Below are 18,731 nucleotides of genomic sequence, written 5' to 3'. Positions count from 1 at the left end.
CGGCGCAATATCGTCGATAAAGGTTCGAACCGCAGCAGATCGTCGCCGACCGCAAGCGCCGTCTGATAGCCGATGCCGTCGTAGCCGACGTACATCATGTAGAACCGGCCGTTGTGGCGGAACACGAACGGGCAGTCCACCGCGTGGTAATCGAAAGCGCCTTCCTCCCCGGAGCCGACCAGAACCGGTTCACTCCGTTTGTAAGGCGTCAGCCAAGCATCGATCGTCATCTTTCATCCTCCTCTGATTGCGTGAACCATGCTCGAACGGGACCGTACAGCCCTCCGGCAGGGAACGAAGCCTGCCATTCCGGCCTCGGCGTCTTGTCCCAGTAGGTGACGGCCGGGTTCGCGCCGACGAGACTGGTCGGGCGGCCGTGCTCATAGAATGTGCCTAGCGTATTCGTGACGCGTACGCGCAGCTTATGCGAGCCCGCGGCCAGCTTGCCTAACGCGAACCGATACGGGCGCCATACACGGACGCCGGCGGGAGCACCGTCCGCCCACACCTCGGCGGTCCCCCTCACGTGGCCCAAATCGAGCAATACCGTGCTTTCCGCCGCGATCTCCAGCCGCGTCTCGTATTCAACGGCACCGCTGTGATGCGGCAGATGCAGCGCGGTCCGCCAGTCGCCAAGCTCCCCTAGGCGAGGTAAGGTTTCGAACCGGATCGGCGCGTTCATCACGGCGGCTTCCGTCAACGCGCCTTCCGGTTCGATTCGGACGGCGGCCATCGTTCCCGCCGCCTGCGGGGCGAAGGAACAGCAACCGCTCGCGAACGCCGTCTCTTGCCCGCCGATCCAAAGACGCACCTTGCCCTCGACCTCCAGGTGCATGCGATGCGTACCGACGGGCAGAGGGAATCGGAGCCAAATCGGCCGGCCAATCCGGCTCGCGTCCGCCACGAACGGGACGGGCGCCGTCGAAGGCGCCGAGCCCGGCATCAGCCAGCCCACGCCGGGCAGCGGATGGGGACGATCGTTGATCCAGAGCGACTCCGTCTCGGCGAACTGCAGCACGCCGCCATGATGGACTAGCGCGGGTTCTCCCCGTTCGTCCAGCCAATCTGGACCGGTGCAGAAGGGAATCGCGCCGCCGTCCGCCAGCTCGATTCTCCCGTCGACGAACACGTCGCCTTTGCCTTCGGGCAGCAGCAGCGCGATGTCGTTCGCGCCTTCCCGCCAATAAGCAGTAATATCGACTTCCTCCTGGCCCTGCCGAATGTACGGATTGAAGTCCCCATGCTCGGTTACGGCAATCCCGTTCACCGCAAGGACCGCCCTTCCCCGCGCGGCGAACACAAGGCGCACGCGGCTTGCCGGCCGGTTCGGCGGCGCCGCCAGCCCGATCCGAAGGCGGGAGCTGGCAGCCGGCCGTCCCGCGTATATCCATTTGGGCAAGGGCATCGCGGCCGATTCGTTGATTTCGACCGCCGCGCGCTGCATGCCCTTCAATCTTGCTTCCGCTCGCAGCAAGACCGCGTTCGGCCCTTCCTTCAGCCGAACCCAAGCCGTCCTCTCCTCCGGTCCGCCGCTCCATTCGATGGCCTCGCCGTTCACCCATCCCTGCAGATCGGCATTGCTTTCCGTTCGGATCCAGAAGCGTCCTTCCTCGCGAGCCATGGCGTTCGTGGCGGCCCAGACGGTTTCGCCCTTCGACGCTTCGCCAAGATGCAAATATCTTCGCGGCACGCGGCCCATCCGTCCGGCCCAGGACCGGAATTTCAGATCGCCGAATACCGTGCTGTAGACAAGCGGCTCCGCTTCTTTCGGATCGTAGGACTCGCCTTTATGAACGTGCCAGTAAGCGGCTTCGCTCCATAGCCGTTCGTCCCAACCCGCGTCGGAATACTCCGGCATCTGCCAGCCTGCCGCCGTTCCGTCCTCGCCGCGTTCCTCCGTGCGGACCCGCATCATGCGCCGCTCGGGAGGCATCAGCCCCCGTCGTTCAGCATGCAGGTCGAAGTCCCCGTACCGATTGTCCAGTGTCGGCTCGATCCGGACGCGCCACTCCTCCAGCGTTCGTTCCTCTCCGCCGCCTGCCGGACCTGATCCGATCTCCGCGGGAAAGCGTTCCCGATGCGAGACCAAGGCCGAGGTCCGTGCCGCCGCCGACTCGTCTGCCGCTCGGCTTCCCGCATCCCGGACGGACGTCGCGCCGCACACGATCAAGGCGGCAGGCCAATGGTCGAAGGAGGCCTCTACGCGGATCCAATCGCCCTCGCGCACATACGCGACGGGACCGGTTCGGCCGGTTACCGGGTCCCATAGCTCCGGAACGCCGGCCGTTCGCAGCCGGTAGACGGCTGGCGGAAGCGGCCGCGCGGACTCGACCGCCGGTTCGTGCATCTTCAGCAGCGCACCGTTCTCCGGCAGCAGGAGAAAGATATCCGCGTCGTCCGTTCGCCGATGCAGCGACAGTCCCGGTCCTTCCGCTCGCTTCTCCGCCTTCCGCTCGGCGAGCGCGGCCGCCTCCTCCGCCGTGTCGACGAAGACGGCGCCCGGAATCGCTTCACGCTCCTCCTCCGGGACGTCTATTCCGACGACCATCCCGCCTTGCCGCGCCATGGCCTGAGCCATCGCAAGCGCCGGCGTGTCCATGACGGTCGTCCCGCATAACACGAGCACGCCGAATCGCTCGCCGGCGATCTCCAGCTTACCGTCCCTGACGAGGCTTCTCTCCAGCGCGGAATCGTCCACGACGTCGAAGTCGAGTCCAAGGTTGCGAAGCGAACCCGCATAAGTCTCGGTATCCTTGCGGTGGGTCGTGCCCGCCACGCTCCAGTACGCCCGTCTCAGCTGCGTAATCCTCTCGCGGGGGTCCCGGTTGGAAGCGCCCATCGGATGCTCGTTCGGCTTCACGTCGTCCAGGGACAGATACCCTACCGCCGCATAAGACGGATAATGAACGGCAACGTCGGCGACATGGTTTCCCTCGCTCAACAAGCGGCATACCCGGCTGACGGTGTCCGCGAACACCCCGTAGTGCTCGAAGTAGGGCTGGCGCCACCCCGTATCCGGCGGCGCCCATTCCCACCATCCGCCGCGGGTGGAGTAATAGACGGCATGGGGACTGAACAGCGTCACGCCCGTCTGCAGCCAAGGCACCAGCCAATGCATCGTTTCCTCGAGCGTGCCGCCCCAGCCGCTGGAGTGAAAGCCCTCCAACCAGACGCGGGATCCGCCGTTCAAATGGACGAGGGAGGAGTGGGCCTTCAAGTCCCCTTCCATGTCCGCTCCGGGCGAATTGTACCACCGATGCGTCCGGAAGTAATCGAGGTACAGACGCTGCGCGCCGTGAACGTCGACTCTGCGCGCCGGGCCGGCCTGGTCGCAGCCGATCAGCATGCCGTATTTGCGGTGCCACTCGCCGAGCGGCTCGAAGAACGCCCGTTCCGCGAGCTCCGCCGCGATCGCGTAGACGCGTCGGCGAACGTCTGCCGCGCCCGGCCCTTCGTCGAACAACGCTGGAAGCGCCTCCAACAAATCGTGCCGGTGATGCTCGCGATAGAGGATCGGCACTTCCGGCGACCATAGCGGCAGCGGCGGCAGCTCATCTTGAAAGCTGCCCGCGATCGTTCGGCCGAGATCGTCCGGAAAGCGTCTCTCGAATTCGCCGTGCACCCGGTCGAGCAAGGCGGCCGACGCCTTCGGATCCAGCCAGTTGAAGCCCTGACGCTCGGCGACGTACCGGTAATCGTCCGTCTCCAGCAAGAGCTGGGAGCCAGAAGGCGGTTCCTCCGTCTTCGGATACCTGCGCAGCTGATAGCCCGCGTATGCCGGCACCTCCGCGACGAGGCGCGCAAGTTCGTTCGCGCCGGAGAACCCGATTTGATCATAGAACCACAGTCTCATCCCCAGCCGCTCCGCTTCCCGCAGCGCGGCCTCGAACAGCGTCCACCATTCCTCGCTCATATAAGCCGGGCGATCGCCGCAGGAGCCGTATTGCGGTCCCGTCGGCGCCAGATGGATAATGCCGATATTGCGCAGCCCTCCCTCCCGGAATTTCCGCAGCTGCCACCGGATTCGCTCTTCCGTCACCTCTTCGCCGCTCCACCACCAGAACGGCACCGGTCCGTATCGCGGATCCGGCTCCTTGAACCGATCGTGCATTTGAGTCCATTCCGAAACCATGCCCATTCCCTCTCCTCTCCGATACAGGCCTTCGCGCGAGCGCGCGATTCCCCCGCCTAGCCGGGATCTGTTCGTTTGAACACCACTCTACACGGTTTAAAGGCTTTGTTTATAGGTTGCTTCCATCGACTTTATAGGTCATTTCTGAGTGATGTGCGATTCGTTTCGTTTCTTGATTTCGAGGAAAAAAAAGCAAGCCGTCACTCCCGTGCCGGGAAGCGATTGCTTGCTTCGATTGTTTGCTTCGATTGTTCGTGTACGCCGCAGGCTGCCACGCTATCGCTCTCATCCTCCGAGTCTTACGCGTTCGAAATAATCGGCCCCCCCGACCTGACCGCCTTTCAGCGCCAGCTGAAGCCCGTCCAGCCGCGGATCCTCGGAGTAGCAACGGCATAATGGCCCCCCCGGGACGATGGCGCTCAAGCATGACAGGGCGTAAATGCCCAGCTCGCGCGTCACGTAACCGGAGGTATCGCCTCCGGCAATCAGAATGCGGCGCAAGCCCGTCGCCCGCAAGAGGTCCGAGGTCAGCCTGCCAAGCTGCGTGCCGATCAAACGTCCGGAATCCGCCGGCTCCATGCCTCTGGCGGTCAAGGCTTCCCGAAGCGCTGCGATGGCTGGATCCTCGGGTCCGTCCGCGGAATAGACGATGATATTCTTGCCTTGCTCGACGAGCGGCAGCGCCTGCTTCAGCAGCGACCGTCTCGCCTCGTCCGCCCGCCCCGGTTCGAGCCAATCCCGCGCCCGCACCCGTATGCCGGCGTAACCTCGCTTAAGCGCCCACGCGATCTGCGATTGCGTGACCGGCGAACAGCTTCCCGAGACGACCAACAATTGATCCGCTTGTTCCGCCGCTTGCAGCCGCGCCCCTCCCGGGTCGACGAGCCCCTCTTTCGCCCAATGGGCGGCCAGCGCGTATTCCACGCCCGACGAGCCGATGACAAATAGGCCCGTCCCCCGTTCCTCGGCTTCCCGCCACATTAATCTGCCCGCCGCCTCCAGCCGCGGGTCGTCGATGACGTCGAACAGGAGAGCGGCCGGCTCCCCGACCTCCAGCCGATGCTCGAGCCTGGCCGACACCTCCTCGGGCACGCCGTCCAAGGCCGTCCATTCCATTAACGAAACGGGCAAATCCGTTTGCTCCCGAAGATGCAAGCGAAGATCGGATTCCCGCATGGGCGTAATGGGATGGCGGGACATCGTGGGATGACGGTCCAGCCGGTACGTACCGCCGTCGACGCCCGCCTCGGCGAAGTGGTGGCCGAACAGCGTATAGCGCTTCAGGGCCGGCACGCCGGCCAGGATCGGCACGTACCTTTGACGCGGATAGACGGACCTGCCCAGCTCCAGCACCTTGCCGATGCTTCCCGCGCGGGGCGAAGAATCGAAGGTGGAGCATACTTTATAATGCACGACGGCTGTTCCGTAAGCATGGAGCCGTTCGAGCGCCGGCCGAAGCTCGCGCTCCATCTCGTCCGGCGTCATCGACCGGCTTACGCCCGCGACGCCGAAGCACCGCACGTTCGGGAACCGTTCGGCGAGCAGCTCCGGCGGCGGGGGATCAAGAAACAGCACCGTGTCCGCGCCGCTCTTGGCGAGAGCCTCCATCGCGTCGGTAGAGCCGGTAAAGTCGTCGCCGTAGAAGCATAGCAGCCGGTCGTTATGCTTCGGCATAGCTCCCGGTACGCTCATAGCGCTCGTTCCTTGCGCTTAAACTTGTCGAACGCGCGCCGCAGCTCGACCCGCTCCTTCGCGTATTCTTCGGCGGGAATGCCGCGCATCGCGGCCTCCCAGCCTTGCTTCATGCTTTCGACGCCGGCAGCCGGCCCGTCCGGATGGGCAAGAATGCCTCCGCCGGCGAGATGCATGACATCTACCGATCGCGTCCGTTCGAACGTCGTCTCCGCCGTCCCCGCCCATTGCCCCGACGAGAGTACCGGCATCGCCGAATAGCCGTCCCACATGGGCTGCAGACAGGCTTCCACGGACCTCGCGACGGATTCGTCGCTTTCGTAGAACTTGCTGCCCAGACCGTTCACGTGCAGATGGTCGGCCCCCGCAAGCCTGCACAGCTTCTGATAGACCCGGAAATCCATCCCGAGCTGTCCGTGCCGCGTCAGCATCCCCCACTGATTCCGGTGACCGTGGACGGGAACCTCGCTGAAGCCGTTCAAATAGGCGAGTCCCGCGAAACCGATGCTGTTGATGCTGACCATTACGCAATTGCCGCCCGCCTTGACCACATGCTCGTGGTTTCGTTGCAGCTCTTCGATGTCGCCCGTAATATTACAGGCGTACATCGCCTTGCGCCCCGTCTTGTCCGCCGCTCTCCCGATGGCCCGCATCACCGTCTCCGCTTTTTCTCGCAGGGGCAAATAAGGCGGATTCGCGTTCAGCTCGTCGTCCTTGATGAAATCAACCCCCGATACGGCCAGGTCGTATACGAGCGCCTCCAATTCCGCACACCCGAGACCCACGCTCGGCTTAATGATTGTGCCGATGATCGGCCGGCCGCGGACGCCGGTTATTCGCCGGGTCCCTTCGATGCCGAAGCGCGGACCCGGATAACGGGTCTTGAAGTCCTCCGGCAGCTCCAGATCGACTAGACGCAACCCCGACAGCTCGCGGAGCTCGTACAGATTGCCGGCCACGCAGGCCATCAGATTCGGAATCGACGGCCCGAAATTATGAAGCGGGAACGACACGACAATCTCTCCGCGCGAATAGCATCCTTGAGTGGCCGGCGGAGCGAGCGCTCCGGGAAGCGACGGCTGCGCAACCTGCTCCAATGGCGTGATTCGTTCGATTCTGGCGCCGTGCCGCTCCTTGAGCGACTCCGTCTCGCCGGGCACCGCCGTGAACGTGCCCGTCGATTGCTCCCCCGCGATGGACGCGGCCGCCTGCTCCAGCGTCAACGGGGTTTCCACCAAATAAGTAGCCGTTACCCGATTCGTTTCCAATTCCCAACACCTCGCCGTGGCATATAGATTAACTCAAAGATTCCAATGCCCGCTTCACGGCCATGACGCCCGAACGCGGACTCGACAATACCGGCTTGCCGGTTTTCTCCCGGAGCGCGGCTTCCATCCTTGCCATCGAGCCTTGCGCGAGCACGATCGCGTCCACCGAGCCGGCAAGGCCGGCCGCCGCGTTCGCGATCAGCGCGTCATGCTCTTCCGGCTTGCCGGCAACCAGGGCATCATACGCTCCCGCCGCCAGTCCGTCCGCCAACGCGACTTTTTGGCCGATCGCCTCCGCTTGGGAGAGCAGCAAGGCCTTGGTCGGCTGCAGCGTCGTCGGCAAAGTCGCGATGACGCCGATGCGGGCATAGCGGCTTACCGCTTCCAGGGCCATCTCCTGATCGATCTTCACGATGGGCACGGATACGAACGGTCTCGCCCGGTCGACCGCTTCGCTGACCGAGGAGCAGGTATTCAGAATGACGTCGGCTCCAAGCTCCTCTGCGTTCCGATAGTAAGTCAGCAGCCGCTTCGACACTAGCGGCGTAATCTCTCCCGCGCGAACGACGTCATGGATCAAACCGTCGTCGATCAGATTGACGAGCCGGCAGTCCGGCAGCAGCTCATCGAATATTTTCTTCAGCGGATCCGCGAGCCCTTGGCCCGTATATACCGCGGCAACCGTCCATTTCATGGATTCCCCTCCGTCTTTCATCATTGCGCTTCATGGCGCTACCAGACGAATTCGCGATCCGGTCTGCGATAATCGCCCTCCCGCATGGGCGCGCGGTCGTAGACGGCGCGTCCGCTGTAGAGCGGCTTTTGCCGTCCCTTCGGACTGATCTCGACGACGTCGTCGCCTCGCCACTGCGCCGCGAACGATTGGCCGACCGCATTCTCCTGCGTGGTTCGATAGCTTAACGGAAACGTGATCGTGATCGTCTCGCCCTCGCGGGCCGACCCGAGCAGCAGGAAGCATTTATTGATCCAGCTGCTCGGAGCTTTTCCGTTGCTTTCCGCCGTCTCGCCGCCGAGCTCGCGGAGCACGTTTATTTTGGTAAAGCCCGCCCATTCCGGAATGCGAACGGCCAGCCGCGGCAAATCCCGGCGAACGTGAAGTACGACTTTGCCTTCATGCGGCAAATAACTGTCGACGTCCAGCCATTTCGAGCCTCGGTTCAGCAGGAAGTTGACGCAGATCATGCCGTCCCGCTCGGTAATGGCGTTGCTCCAGCCCATGAACAACCCCCGGGTTCCGGAGCCTAAGCAGCAAAGCTGCAAATCGTTCGTATGGCCGCGACCCTCGTTCACGTCGCAGCAGAAATCGTTGGGAGCGGAATAGCCGGCGAAAGCGCCGCGCGAACGGTCCGCGACCTTGTAATAGGAGCGGTCCGCGCGAATGTCGCGGGACTTGTCGTCCAACTGCTCGACCCAATTCAAGTCCAGCAATTGTGATTCCGCAAGATGGTTCCGGATGAACCGCTCCACGGTTCCCCAATACTCCACGTAGCCGTTCCTGGCGAGCGTGATCCCGGTCGCGATCAAGTCCACGAGCGAACAGGTTTCGTGCTCATATGCCTGCTCGTGCAGATCGCCTGGGGTCCAGCCGAACGACGTGCACTTCGTCAGCGCCCAATCGTAGCTCTTCTTCACCCAGGCAATCAATGCGGCGTTGCCCGTGAATTCGCCGAAACGGGCGATCGCGTCGAGCGTGCCGAGGCGGGTATGGAAATGTCCGCTCCGGTAGGCAGGCGCGTCGTTGAAGCTTCCGTCCTCCAGGAAGACACGGCTTCGTTCCGTAATAAGCGCAGTGAAATATTGGCAGAGCTCGAAGGCGTCCGGATTTCCCGTTAATTCGTGGTACTTCAGGAGCGGCATGATCAGCCTGCCGCAGAAGGAAGCCGGATCCGGGGCAAGCCGGAGCTGCACGGCGTTCGCGGATGGCCAGCCGGATTCCTTGTATTCGGATGCCGGGTAATACCAAATGTCGCGCTCCTTGACCGCGATCCGCTTCAACGCGGCCACGTGACGATCTGCCGCTTCCTTCGCCTTCTCGTCCCCCGTTTCCATGTACCATGTCGTCAGCGACAAGATGACCGCGCGCTGATCGATCAGATTGGCGTTCGTCTCCCAGCGGTATACCGGATTCAATTGGCGATAGCTCATGCCGTCTTCCTTGAAGAAGGAGAGCAAGTTGGCGCGGTAGCGCTCCTCCACCTCGCGTCCGAACGTGGCGCCGGACATATGGCGGGCAAGGATCATGCCGTCGATCATGCGTCCGTGTGAGGAGCCGTAATCCCAATCCCCGTGCGTCACGAACGCGGGCTTTGCCATTAAATTAGCCGCGAAAAACGGGATATGGCCAAAATCCTCGTCCGCCATGCCCACCATGGCGTTCAATGCATGGGCCGCCCGTTCTTCCAGCATCAACGTGTCCGGAATTTGACGCGTTGCCATGCGAATTCCCCCTCTCGTTATTCGGATCGCCGTCCGCCGGGCGTCAGCTCGATCGCTTGGCGGATCGCTTCCTTCATGCTTTGCTCGTCGGCAAATGCCTTTGCCGGCGATATCGAACGCCGTTCCGTGGTCGACGCTCGTCCGGATAATCGGCAGACCGACGGTAATGTTGACTCCGGCTTCCAGTCAGATGCCTGCATACGGCCTTCGCCGTGTCTCCCCCGGTCAGAATGACGCCTTGCAGCTCCGTCGTATCCATGCATTCGGAAGCCGCCAAACCGAGCAGCGACGCGATCCGGTTCGACACTTCCGCCGCCTGCAATCCTCTCGCGGCGCCCGCCACTTGGGCCGACCGGACTTGTCCGGGCGAGCAGCCGGCCTACAAGGAAACGTCAAAGCCTGCCGCAAGCGCCGTCCGGACGGCCGAGCTGCACCGCTCGAGCTCCCGGTCGCAGCCTTCGTCGGAAGTCATGGCCGCGATGGCGTCGAGCTCCACGGCCTTTGTCCGCGGGCATTGATTGAACGCGGCAACCTGGCTCCGGGTAATATTGGAGATGCTGCCCGCAACCAATAGCACGGGTTTCCCCCTTTCGGGGACGACGCGCGACAGGTGCTCGTGCGCTCCGCGGCCTCTCGCGAGCGCGAGCGAATCCGGCAGGCATTCCGCGAGACCGGCCGAGCCTGCCCATAGCATTCGTCCCACGCCTGCCGCCGCGACGTCGGCGATTCGCCGCAAATCCTCGTCTAAGACGGCGTCGCATACGATGATTTCGATGCCTCTCCGAAGCAGCTTCCCGATTCGCAAGCTAGCGGCTTCCGCGCCCGCTCGCAGTGCTTCAAGCGGCAGCAGTCCCGCTTGCCGTTGCGATTGGGAGGCCAGCAGCTTGACGAGATCGGCTTCGGCGACGGGAGATTTGGGATCCTTAGCGGTTTCCGTCCGATCGATCCGTACATCCTTCACATAATGAATGCCGTTTCGGGTCGTCCTTCCGATCTTCGGATAGGCGGGTGCAACGATGATGCAATCCACGGGAATGGCATCCGCGACGGCGTCGATTTCCGCGCCGAGATTGCCCCTCAGCGTGGAATCCAGCTTTTTGTACACGTGCTTGAAGCCTATCCGCGCGACTTGGAGCGCGGCGAGCCTGGTCCGCTCGTAGGCCTCGCCTGCGGCAACCGCCCTGCTGTCCGTATCCAGCAGATAATTTCGGAATTCCTTCCGATCGCCGAAACCTCTTCCGCATGCAAGACGACCTGCGTATCGAAGCCTCTCCTCGCGAACTGCACGCCCGAGTCGGTGGCTCCCGTCAAGTCGTCCGCGATAATCGCAAGCTCGTTCATGGCAGACGCATCTCCCCGCGGCTCATGGTCTCGTCCCGCAAGAGCTTCCGCAGATGCGCCAGCCCGTTCTCGCGGAGCAGCTCATCCACGCGGACCGGCCTGCCGCCTTCCCGCATGGTTCGCTCCATCGCCGCCATCAAGGCGAGCGTCACCACCGCTTCCTCCGCGTCCGGCAGCGGCTTCGCGCCATTGTCCAGACATTCCGCGAAATAGTCGATGTAGTTCTGATATTCCCCCGCGTGATGGCTGTTGCCCTCGAATCGGAAGTAATAATCGCGCTTATTCTCGAAGGAATACGTCTTGCGGCCTTCGCCCTCGAATCGCGTATGATACAGCAGATTGGAGTACTCCGCCCGCGAGGAGCCCTTCGTCCCCCGAATGACGCAGCCGATTCCCGGCTCGACCTCCGAGCCTAACGCCGGCAAGGTATAGCTGCCCGATATTTGGCCGATCCTGCCTTCTTCGTCCCGAACGAGGAGCCGCATGGAATCCCACGTCTCGAGGCCGTATTGGCGGCTGTTCCCGCTGACGTTGCCGTATCCGGTCACCTCCAAGGCGCCCGGCAAATACCAGCGGACCAGATCGACGGCGTGTATCATGAAATTGTACATCCAGCTGAAGCCCTTCTGCCGGCTCCACGGCTTGTTCAAGAACCAGCGGCTGTCCGCGATATAATGAGCTTCAACCGTCTGGATGCTTCCGTGGCGACCCCGCTCGTAATCTGCGCGCTGGCGGATCATCGGTTCGAAGAAACGGGAGCTTTGCCCGACGAATACATGCTTGCCGGATCTCCCCGCCAGCTCCAGCAGCTCGTTCGCCCCCTCAAGCGAGGTCAACATCGGTTTCGTGCAGATGACGTGCTTGCCTGCCTGCAGCGCCTGAATCATGTGGGGGAGGTGCAGCGGGTCGGGCGAATAAATGGCGACGACGTCGATGGCCGGATTGCTTAACAGCTCCCCGTAATCCGTCGTCCACTGATCGAAGCCGAACTCCTCGGCCCGAAGCTTGCATACCGACGGATTAATATCGCATACTTGGACAAGCTCCCATCTCGTGCTGCTTAACGCCGCGGACATAATGCTCCGGCCTTCCCCCAGTCCAACGACGCCAAGCTTGTAGGTGTTCATGTATCGGCTTCCTCCTCACCTTTTCCTAATTTCGAAATCCAGCATGAACCCGCGCTCGTCCGCCTTGTACATCCTTACCTCCGCGTCCGCGAACCGCTGCATCCAACAGTCGGAACCTCCGAGATGCGGCCCGGCTTCTTCCTTCACCCGATCATCCGACAGGAAATCGCCGGTTACCAGCCATTTGCCTTCGCCCGTTCGGCCGCTGGCCTTCCACGGCTCGGGGACGAGCCAGTCCGCGATTATGACCGTCGCTCCCGCTTCCGCTCTTCGACGGACCGCCTTCAGTGTCTCCGCGGAAAGGCGAGTGCCGGCAACCAGAATCATTTTCGGATTTCCGAGCTGCTCTTCACGCACCGTTTCGTCGAAGACGAGAACGTTGTTCGTCGGATAATAGAGCGGATGAACCCGCTCCTCTATGGCATGAGGCCTGCCCTGCAGCAATGGAAATTCGTCCCTCGGAACCTCCGCTTTCAAGCGATGACGCGGAAAGTCGAAGCCGGGAATATGCATGCAGCTGCCATGCGCGGGAATGGTGCCGTGGCTGAGCAGATGCCACGCGCGGAACACGCTTTGCGCAGCGTCGGGGACGGCAAGCCCCCGGTTGCCGAACAACCTTGCGTTCTGCCCGTAATTGCTGTCGTCCGAATGGATGAACGCGATGTCGGGGTCGGCTTCCGCGTGCGACCAGGTCAAGGGATGCGCCGGAATAAAGGCCCGCACGAACTCCTCCCACACCTCTCCGAACTCCGTGCGGCGGAAGCTGCCGTTCCCGTACTGCAGCAAAGCGTCGATATTTTCCGTGAACAGATGGGTCGGTCCCATAAAGTAGCCCATCTTGAGCGCCGAAGCGTATTCCTCCGGCGAGTGCCCGGGGAATCCCGGTGTCCGGATGAACCAGGGCCCGACGTCCGGTCCCCACAAATCCGCGCAAATCCACAGCCCTCGGCCGTATTGCTTCGCCGCGCCAAGCGCCGTGGAAAGCTGAAGCGACTGGAACGACTCTTTCATGATTTTGGGACAAACGATCATTCCGCCCCTGGCTTTCGTGTGGAAGAGGGTGGGGAACACAAACTCGCCTACCAAGGGCACGCCCTCCGGATCGACTCCGGCATTCGCCAACACGCCGCGCACGTGCGCCGTCCTCTCCGCCACCGCGCGAACAACCGAATCTTGCGATTGCCGCAGCGTGTTTTCTTCCGTGGTCCCCCAATGCGGAAGGAAGGCATCCTTGCGATATTGCGAGGCGTTGATTTGGAGATGCTCGGGCTCGTCGTATAGCAGGCCGATCAGCTTGCCGCTTGCAGCGGCTTCCAGCAGCGCCTCGTCGGGCACGTCGTACCGGTTCGTCCCTTCCACGTAAGGTCCGTTAATATTTCCGTATTCGTTGCCCAAGCACAGGTCCATGCCGTGCTCGGCCATATCGCGCACCATGGCCGATTGCCCGGCCCCGTTCGGGAACATGTGGTGCACGTAGAAATCGCAGCCAAGCTCCTTCAGCGCCTGAAGGAACAAATCGGGAGCCGGGAGCGCCTCCTGGGAAGGATAGACGCTGCCCGTGCCCGTTCGCATGATTTCGTCGGACGCTGCCCCCGCCCATGAATCCTGCCAGGCGATAACGGGCCCCTGCATGCCCAGCTTTGGTCTGGCCATTTTTTCGTTCCCCTTTCCGAATCTCTCGTTCTCTCATTCTGTGACTATAATTATAGGTGCAGAATAACCAGAGTTCTCTATCTGATATTGCTCGAAAGTTTAAGGATCTTGCTCTTCGGGGGACTAAATGGCAATGGCAAGGGTCAGCGATGATTCCTTTCATGATGATTCTGGGCCTCTTCCCACTCATGCTGCCTCTTGGACGTCCCGGCAAGCAATGAAGCAACAGCCGTTTGCCAGCCTGACAAGCGTCTGTTCCGTTCAGACGACTCCATCAACGGTTCATATCGTGCTCCTTCATGCGTGCAATTTGGCAGGCTATCCGGCGAGTTCCAAAGGCCAATGGCAAGACCACCCATATAGACGGAACCCATCGCTGATCGTTCGGCTATGCCTGTGCGAGTGACCGGCTTCCGCAGCAGGTCCGCCTGGAATTGCATCAAGATCTCATTAACCGTGGCCCCTCCGTCGGCGCGCAGCTCCTCCAGAATGACGCAGGATTCGCTTTGCAGAAGCTCCACCGCGTCGTGCACCTGATAGGCGATACTTTCGATCGCGGCACGGACAATATGCGATTTGTCTGTCGCGCGGCTCATTCCCATAATGGCCGCTCTTGCGTCCGGCCGCCAGTAGGGCGCGCCTAGACCGACAAAAGCAGGTACGAGGTAGACGCCTCCATGATCCGGTGCGCGCTCAAGCAATTGCTCCATTTCCTGATAGGTCGCGAACAGTCCCAAGTTGTCGCGCAGCCAATTCAGGCTGTCTCCGCTAGAGCGAATGACAGCTTCAAGCGCATACGTTACCCTTCCGCCGCAGCCCCAGGCGACGGTCGAAACGAGTCCTCCGCCGGCATGGGGAGCAGCGGCTCCGACGTTCATCAGCACCGAAGTTCCTGTGCCGTAGGTCGCCTTTGCCATTCCTTCCTTCAGGCACAGGTTTCCGAACAGCGCCGCCTGCGAATCGCCGATTATGCCGGTCACCGGGACGGAAGCCCCGAGCCAGCCTTCGCTTTCCGTATAGCCGAATACTTCGTCGGAATTCCTTACTTCCGGCAGAATGCCGCGCGGAATACCGAACAATTCGCACAGCTCCTCATCCCAAGCAAGCGTATAGATATTAAACAGAGAGGTGCGGCTCGCATTCGTGTAGTCGGTTGCATGCGTCTTGCCGCCCGTCAGCTTCCAGACCAGCCAACTGTCGATCGTTCCCGCAAGCAGCCTTCCCTCATCGAGCTTCTCGCGCGCCCCCTCCACGTTGTCCAGAATCCAGCGCCACTTCGTTGCGGAGAAGTACGGGTCTAGCGTCAAGCCCGTCTTCGCGGTGACCGTCCCCTCATGTCCCTGCTCCTTCAATCCAGCGCATGCTTCCGCCGTACGCTGGCATTGCCACACGACTGCGCGGCCAACCGGCTCCCCCGTCATCCGGTCCCATAGGACGGCCGTTTCCCGCTGATTCGTAATCGTAACCGCCGCTAGCTCCGCGGGAGATACTTGAGCCTCGCGCAAGGCATTAAGCGCCGCAAGCTTGACATTGTCATAAATTTCTTGCGCGTCGTGCTCCACCCAGCCGGAGTTTGGGTAATACTGGCGATGATCGCGGCTGCTTCGGCTCCTCACCGTCCCGCTGGCGTTCACGATAAGCGCTTTCGTACCTGAGGTGCTTTGATCAATAGCCAATATAAATTTATCACTTGCAGACATAACAGACCTCCCTATAGCCCTAACAGTTCCTGCGCGAGACTACTGATATGTTCGACGCTGATGCCATAATGCCGGAACACTTCCGCCGTCTTGCCCGCGATAGCAGGTTCATCCGGAATGCCAACAATCCGCATAGGCACGGGATGATGCTGCACCACGACCTCGGCAACGGCCGCGCCCAAACCGCCGTGTATGCTGTGCTCTTCAATCGTAATGATTCGTCCGGTTTCGAGCGCCGCCTTCAGAATGGCTTCCTCGTCCAGCGGTTTGATCGTATGCATATTGATGACGCGCGCGGAAATGCCGGCTTCCGCAAGGGCGGCTGCCGCGTCTACCGCAACCTTCACGGTCTCTCCTGCCGCAATGAGAGTAAGATCTCCTCCGTCTCTTAGCGTGACGGCCTTGCCGATCTGGAATTCGTAATCATCCGATTCATAGACGTCTTCAACCGGATTGCGTCCGATTCGCACATAGGCTCCGCCATCATAAGCAACCAAAGCTTCCGTCATCTTTTTCGTCTCATGCCGGTCGGCAGGCAGAAGTACGGCTATGCCCGGAATCGCGCGCATGACCGCCAAATCCTGTACGGAATGATGGGACATGCCAAGCGCTCCGTAGCTGACGCCGCCGCTTATGCCGACCAGCTTCACATTGGTTGCGGAATAGGCTACGTCGACTTTGATCTGCTCGATGCTGCGCATGCTCAAGAAGCAAGCCGGCGAAGTGACGAACGGTTTTTTGCCGCTGTGGGCGAGACCGGCGGATATGCCGACAATGTTTTGCTCCGCGATGCCCACTTCCACAAACTGGTCAGGATACGCGCTCGCGAAGGGCGCCATCGCCGCCGAGCCGCGCGAATCGCTCGCGAGGACCATAATGCTGCCATCCTCTTGAGCCAACTCCAGCAGCGTGTCGCAAATCACTTGTCTGTTGGCTATTTTGTTCGCCATTCCTTACACGGCCCCTTCCCTTTGATACGTATCCAATACAGCTTCCAGCTCCGCGATCGCCCGCTTTAGTTCGTCGTCGCTCGGCACGTGATGGTGCCAATGAGGAATGTTTTCCGCAAAAGACACTCCTTTTCCCTTTACGGTATTGGCCATCACCAGGGTAGGTTTGCCAGGTTGTGCCGGGGCTGCCTCGAATGCTTCAACAAGGGAGTCCATGTCGTTGCCGTCAACGGTTACGACATGCCAACCGAATGCCCGCCACTTATCCTCCAGCGGCTCCAGCCCCATGACTTCCTCCGTCGATCCGCTAATTTGCAGCCGGTTGCGATCGATAATGCCAATGAGATTGTCGAGCTTGTAATGCGGGCCAGCCATCGCCGCTTCCCAGACGGAGCCTTCCGCCTGCTCGCCGTCGCCCATCAGGCAGAACACGCGATAATCGCCGCCGTCCCGCTTCGCGGCAAGCGCCATGCCGACCGAGATGGCAAGACCGTGGCCGAGCGCCCCCGTATTCATCTCGATGCCGGCCACCTTGTTGTTTGGATGGCCGATCAGCCTTGTTCCGAAAGCGCTGAACGTCTTCAGCTCCTCCTTCGGGAAGAAGCCAAGATCGGCGAGAATGCACCATAATGATTCCACCGAATGGCCTTTGCTGGCAATAAAGCGGTCCCGCTGCTCCCATTTCGGCTGTTTGGGATCTACTCTCATGACACGATAATAAAGTGCGGTAAGGATGTCCGTATTACTTAATGATCCACCTGTATGTCCGGTCTTGGCAGCGTGAATCATGCTCAGCAGATCGATTCGAATTTGCGCTGCTTTCGCTTTCAATTCCCGTACTTCCATTTGCCCGTCCTCCTCCGTCTGCTTCTATAAGCCGCTGCCGCGAAGCCATGCTTGAATTTCGCGTTCTGTCGGATCGACCGGGTCCGGCGTCAATCCCGGAATATAGCTGCAAGCCTCATATAACGCCGGGATAACATTGGCATGAATGCCGACGGAATGATGCACATAAGGCCCCTTAACGAGCTTCTCTTCCCATAGCGGCCAGTCGTTGACCTCCACCCACACATAAGAACCGCGGGTATAGGGGCCTTTGATACCGCGCGCTTTGCCAAGGAACAGCTGGTAATCGCCATGATCGCCGTCGAAGCGCGCCAAAGTCATATCGCCGCCTTTCACTTCGCCTTCATGCGTGCCCGGCGAATGATCGTCGAACAGAAAGTGCTTGCGGAGCCTCGGCGTATCCTCCACCGACATGGATACCGGGAAGTTGCCGCAATGGAACAGCAGCTCGCCGTTCGCGTTCTCGGGATGTCGGACCGTCAGATCGGCGAAGAAGGTCGGATGCTGGTTCATCGTTGCCGCCTGAACCATGATGGATGTAATCGCGCCGTGAATATCCGTTTCGCAGGTAACCGGAATTTGCTCATCGGTCAATATCGCGTTCGCCAGACAAGGCATGATGCCCATCGCATCCTGCAGCGAAGACCAGCATTGAATCGCGATCGCGGAGCTTCCCGTCCGGACGGCGAACGATTTCATGGCCGCCTTCAGAGCCGCGATGCGGATGACGTCCGCTTCGGCCACCTCCGACCAGTCCAGCTTGCGTTTAATATAATCGACGGCTTCGGCTAGCTCCGGGCTTCCGTTTTTCTCGATGCGCTTTGTTTCCCTTTGAATATCGACAAGCGTAATGGGATGGATCTCAATGCCGAACCGCTCCAGCAATTCGCCTTCGTTGCACATCATCGTCCAGAACGACGAAGGACGCGGCCCGATTTGCAGAATGCGCAAGCTGCGGAAGCTTCTGACCACATTGGCTGCCGCGACGAAATTGGTAAAACCCCGCTCAAACACCGGATCGTCAATACGGCTATTGGTCACATAAGTGAAAGGAACATTAAAACGTCTCAGCACCTTGCCTGTCGCAAACAGGCCGCATTGCGTATCGCGCAGCCGCATGCCGTCCTCCAGCGGAGATTCGTCGCGTGGCCCCCATAGCAGCACCGGCTTGCCAAGCGCCTTGCCCACACGCGCCACCGTATCCTCCGTCCCGAAGTTGCAATGGGGGAAGAAGACGGCATCCACTCCCTCCTTCTTGAATCGATCCGCTATTGAATCCGCATTGATATTGTCGTCATAGAGCAGCCCTTCTTCGTTAATGCCTTCCAAATCGACGATGTCGATATCCATACCGAAGCTTTCGATTTTCTCCTTGATCAGCACCTTGTACTTGAATGCGTCCTCCGCGCTGAAAACAAACCGTCTTGTTGGTGCATATCCCAATTTAATTTTTTTCAAGCTGCGCTCCTCCTTGTTTTAACTAAACAAACTTAACTAAACATTCGCAGTTACTAATAAACAGTTTACAAAAACTAAGTCAATAAAACTTATGACACCTTTAAATT

Annotated in this window: 12 protein-coding genes and 3 pseudogenes; all 15 read right to left on the bottom strand. The window is 60.8% G+C overall.

Annotation, left to right across the window (positions count from 1 at the left end; translation table 11 throughout):
* Nucleotides 1-226 precede the first annotated feature (226 nt).
* The 15 genes and pseudogenes from ACQKPA_RS29150 to ACQKPA_RS29080 all read right to left on the bottom strand — a co-directional run bounded on the left by ACQKPA_RS29150 (nucleotide 227) and on the right by ACQKPA_RS29080 (nucleotide 18,624).
* Nucleotides 227-4,132 (bottom strand): hypothetical protein, encoded by a 3,906-nt coding sequence (locus ACQKPA_RS29150; RefSeq protein ID WP_427495885.1) that lies wholly within the window; start codon nucleotides 4,130-4,132, stop codon nucleotides 227-229.
* Between the two features lie 285 nt (nucleotides 4,133-4,417).
* Complete coding sequence (locus ACQKPA_RS29145; protein WP_427495884.1) at nucleotides 4,418-5,824, bottom strand: four-carbon acid sugar kinase family protein; 1,407 nt, start codon at nucleotides 5,822-5,824, stop codon at nucleotides 4,418-4,420.
* The gene (locus ACQKPA_RS29140; protein WP_427495883.1) at nucleotides 5,821-7,047 is read right to left on the bottom strand and encodes a ribulose-bisphosphate carboxylase large subunit family protein; all 1,227 of its coding nucleotides are present in this window, start codon (nucleotides 7,045-7,047) and stop codon (nucleotides 5,821-5,823) included. The genes ACQKPA_RS29145 and ACQKPA_RS29140 overlap by 4 nt, the downstream gene beginning before the upstream one ends.
* Before the next feature lie 73 nt (nucleotides 7,048-7,120).
* A complete protein-coding gene (locus tag ACQKPA_RS29135; RefSeq protein WP_427495882.1) occupies nucleotides 7,121-7,810 on the bottom strand; it encodes an aspartate/glutamate racemase family protein in 690 nt (229 codons plus the stop codon).
* Nucleotides 7,811-7,824: 14 nt separating this feature from the next.
* Nucleotides 7,825-9,549, bottom strand: a complete 1,725-nt coding sequence (locus ACQKPA_RS29130; RefSeq protein ID WP_427495923.1) for a hypothetical protein — start codon at nucleotides 9,547-9,549, stop codon at nucleotides 7,825-7,827.
* Between the two features lie 17 nt (nucleotides 9,550-9,566).
* A pseudogene (locus ACQKPA_RS29125) lies at nucleotides 9,567-9,735 on the bottom strand (4-hydroxythreonine-4-phosphate dehydrogenase PdxA); the annotation flags it as partial.
* A 58-nt stretch (nucleotides 9,736-9,793) separates the two neighbouring features.
* Nucleotides 9,794-9,856: pseudogene (locus ACQKPA_RS29120) on the bottom strand (hypothetical protein); the annotation flags it as partial.
* A 72-nt stretch (nucleotides 9,857-9,928) separates the two neighbouring features.
* Nucleotides 9,929-10,756, bottom strand: a pseudogene (locus ACQKPA_RS29115) (four-carbon acid sugar kinase family protein); the annotation flags it as partial.
* Nucleotides 10,666-10,890, bottom strand: coding sequence for a four-carbon acid sugar kinase family protein (locus ACQKPA_RS29110; RefSeq protein WP_427495881.1), 225 nt, complete (start codon nucleotides 10,888-10,890; stop codon nucleotides 10,666-10,668). The pseudogene ACQKPA_RS29115 and the gene ACQKPA_RS29110, both read right to left, overlap by 91 nt.
* A complete protein-coding gene (locus ACQKPA_RS29105; protein ID WP_427495880.1) occupies nucleotides 10,887-12,017 on the bottom strand; it encodes a Gfo/Idh/MocA family protein in 1,131 nt (376 codons plus the stop codon). The genes ACQKPA_RS29110 and ACQKPA_RS29105 overlap by 4 nt, the downstream gene beginning before the upstream one ends.
* 15 nt (nucleotides 12,018-12,032) lie before the next feature.
* Nucleotides 12,033-13,670: a hypothetical protein gene (locus ACQKPA_RS29100; protein WP_427495879.1), complete on the bottom strand. Its 1,638-nt coding sequence runs from the start codon at nucleotides 13,668-13,670 to the stop codon at nucleotides 12,033-12,035.
* 143 nt (nucleotides 13,671-13,813) lie between these two features.
* Nucleotides 13,814-15,370: a glycerol kinase GlpK gene (gene glpK, locus ACQKPA_RS29095; protein ID WP_427495878.1), complete on the bottom strand. Its 1,557-nt coding sequence runs from the start codon at nucleotides 15,368-15,370 to the stop codon at nucleotides 13,814-13,816.
* 11 nt (nucleotides 15,371-15,381) lie between these two features.
* A complete protein-coding gene (locus tag ACQKPA_RS29090; RefSeq protein ID WP_427495877.1) occupies nucleotides 15,382-16,320 on the bottom strand; it encodes a transketolase family protein in 939 nt (312 codons plus the stop codon).
* 3 nt (nucleotides 16,321-16,323) lie between these two features.
* Nucleotides 16,324-17,166 carry a transketolase gene (locus ACQKPA_RS29085; protein WP_015735258.1) on the bottom strand — a complete coding sequence of 281 codons (843 nt, stop codon included), beginning with the start codon at nucleotides 17,164-17,166 and terminating at the stop codon, nucleotides 16,324-16,326.
* Between the two features lie 24 nt (nucleotides 17,167-17,190).
* Nucleotides 17,191-18,624 carry an L-fucose/L-arabinose isomerase family protein gene (locus ACQKPA_RS29080; RefSeq protein WP_427495876.1) on the bottom strand — a complete coding sequence of 478 codons (1,434 nt, stop codon included), beginning with the start codon at nucleotides 18,622-18,624 and terminating at the stop codon, nucleotides 17,191-17,193.
* Nucleotides 18,625-18,731 lie beyond the last annotated feature (107 nt).

Origin of the sequence: Paenibacillus sp. NPDC093718, assembly GCF_050279985.1 — a bacterium.
GTDB lineage: Bacteria > Bacillota > Bacilli > Paenibacillales > Paenibacillaceae > Paenibacillus_AQ.
The sequence above is the reverse complement of the archived record's forward strand: the minus strand, read 5'-3'. Positions and strand labels throughout refer to the sequence as shown.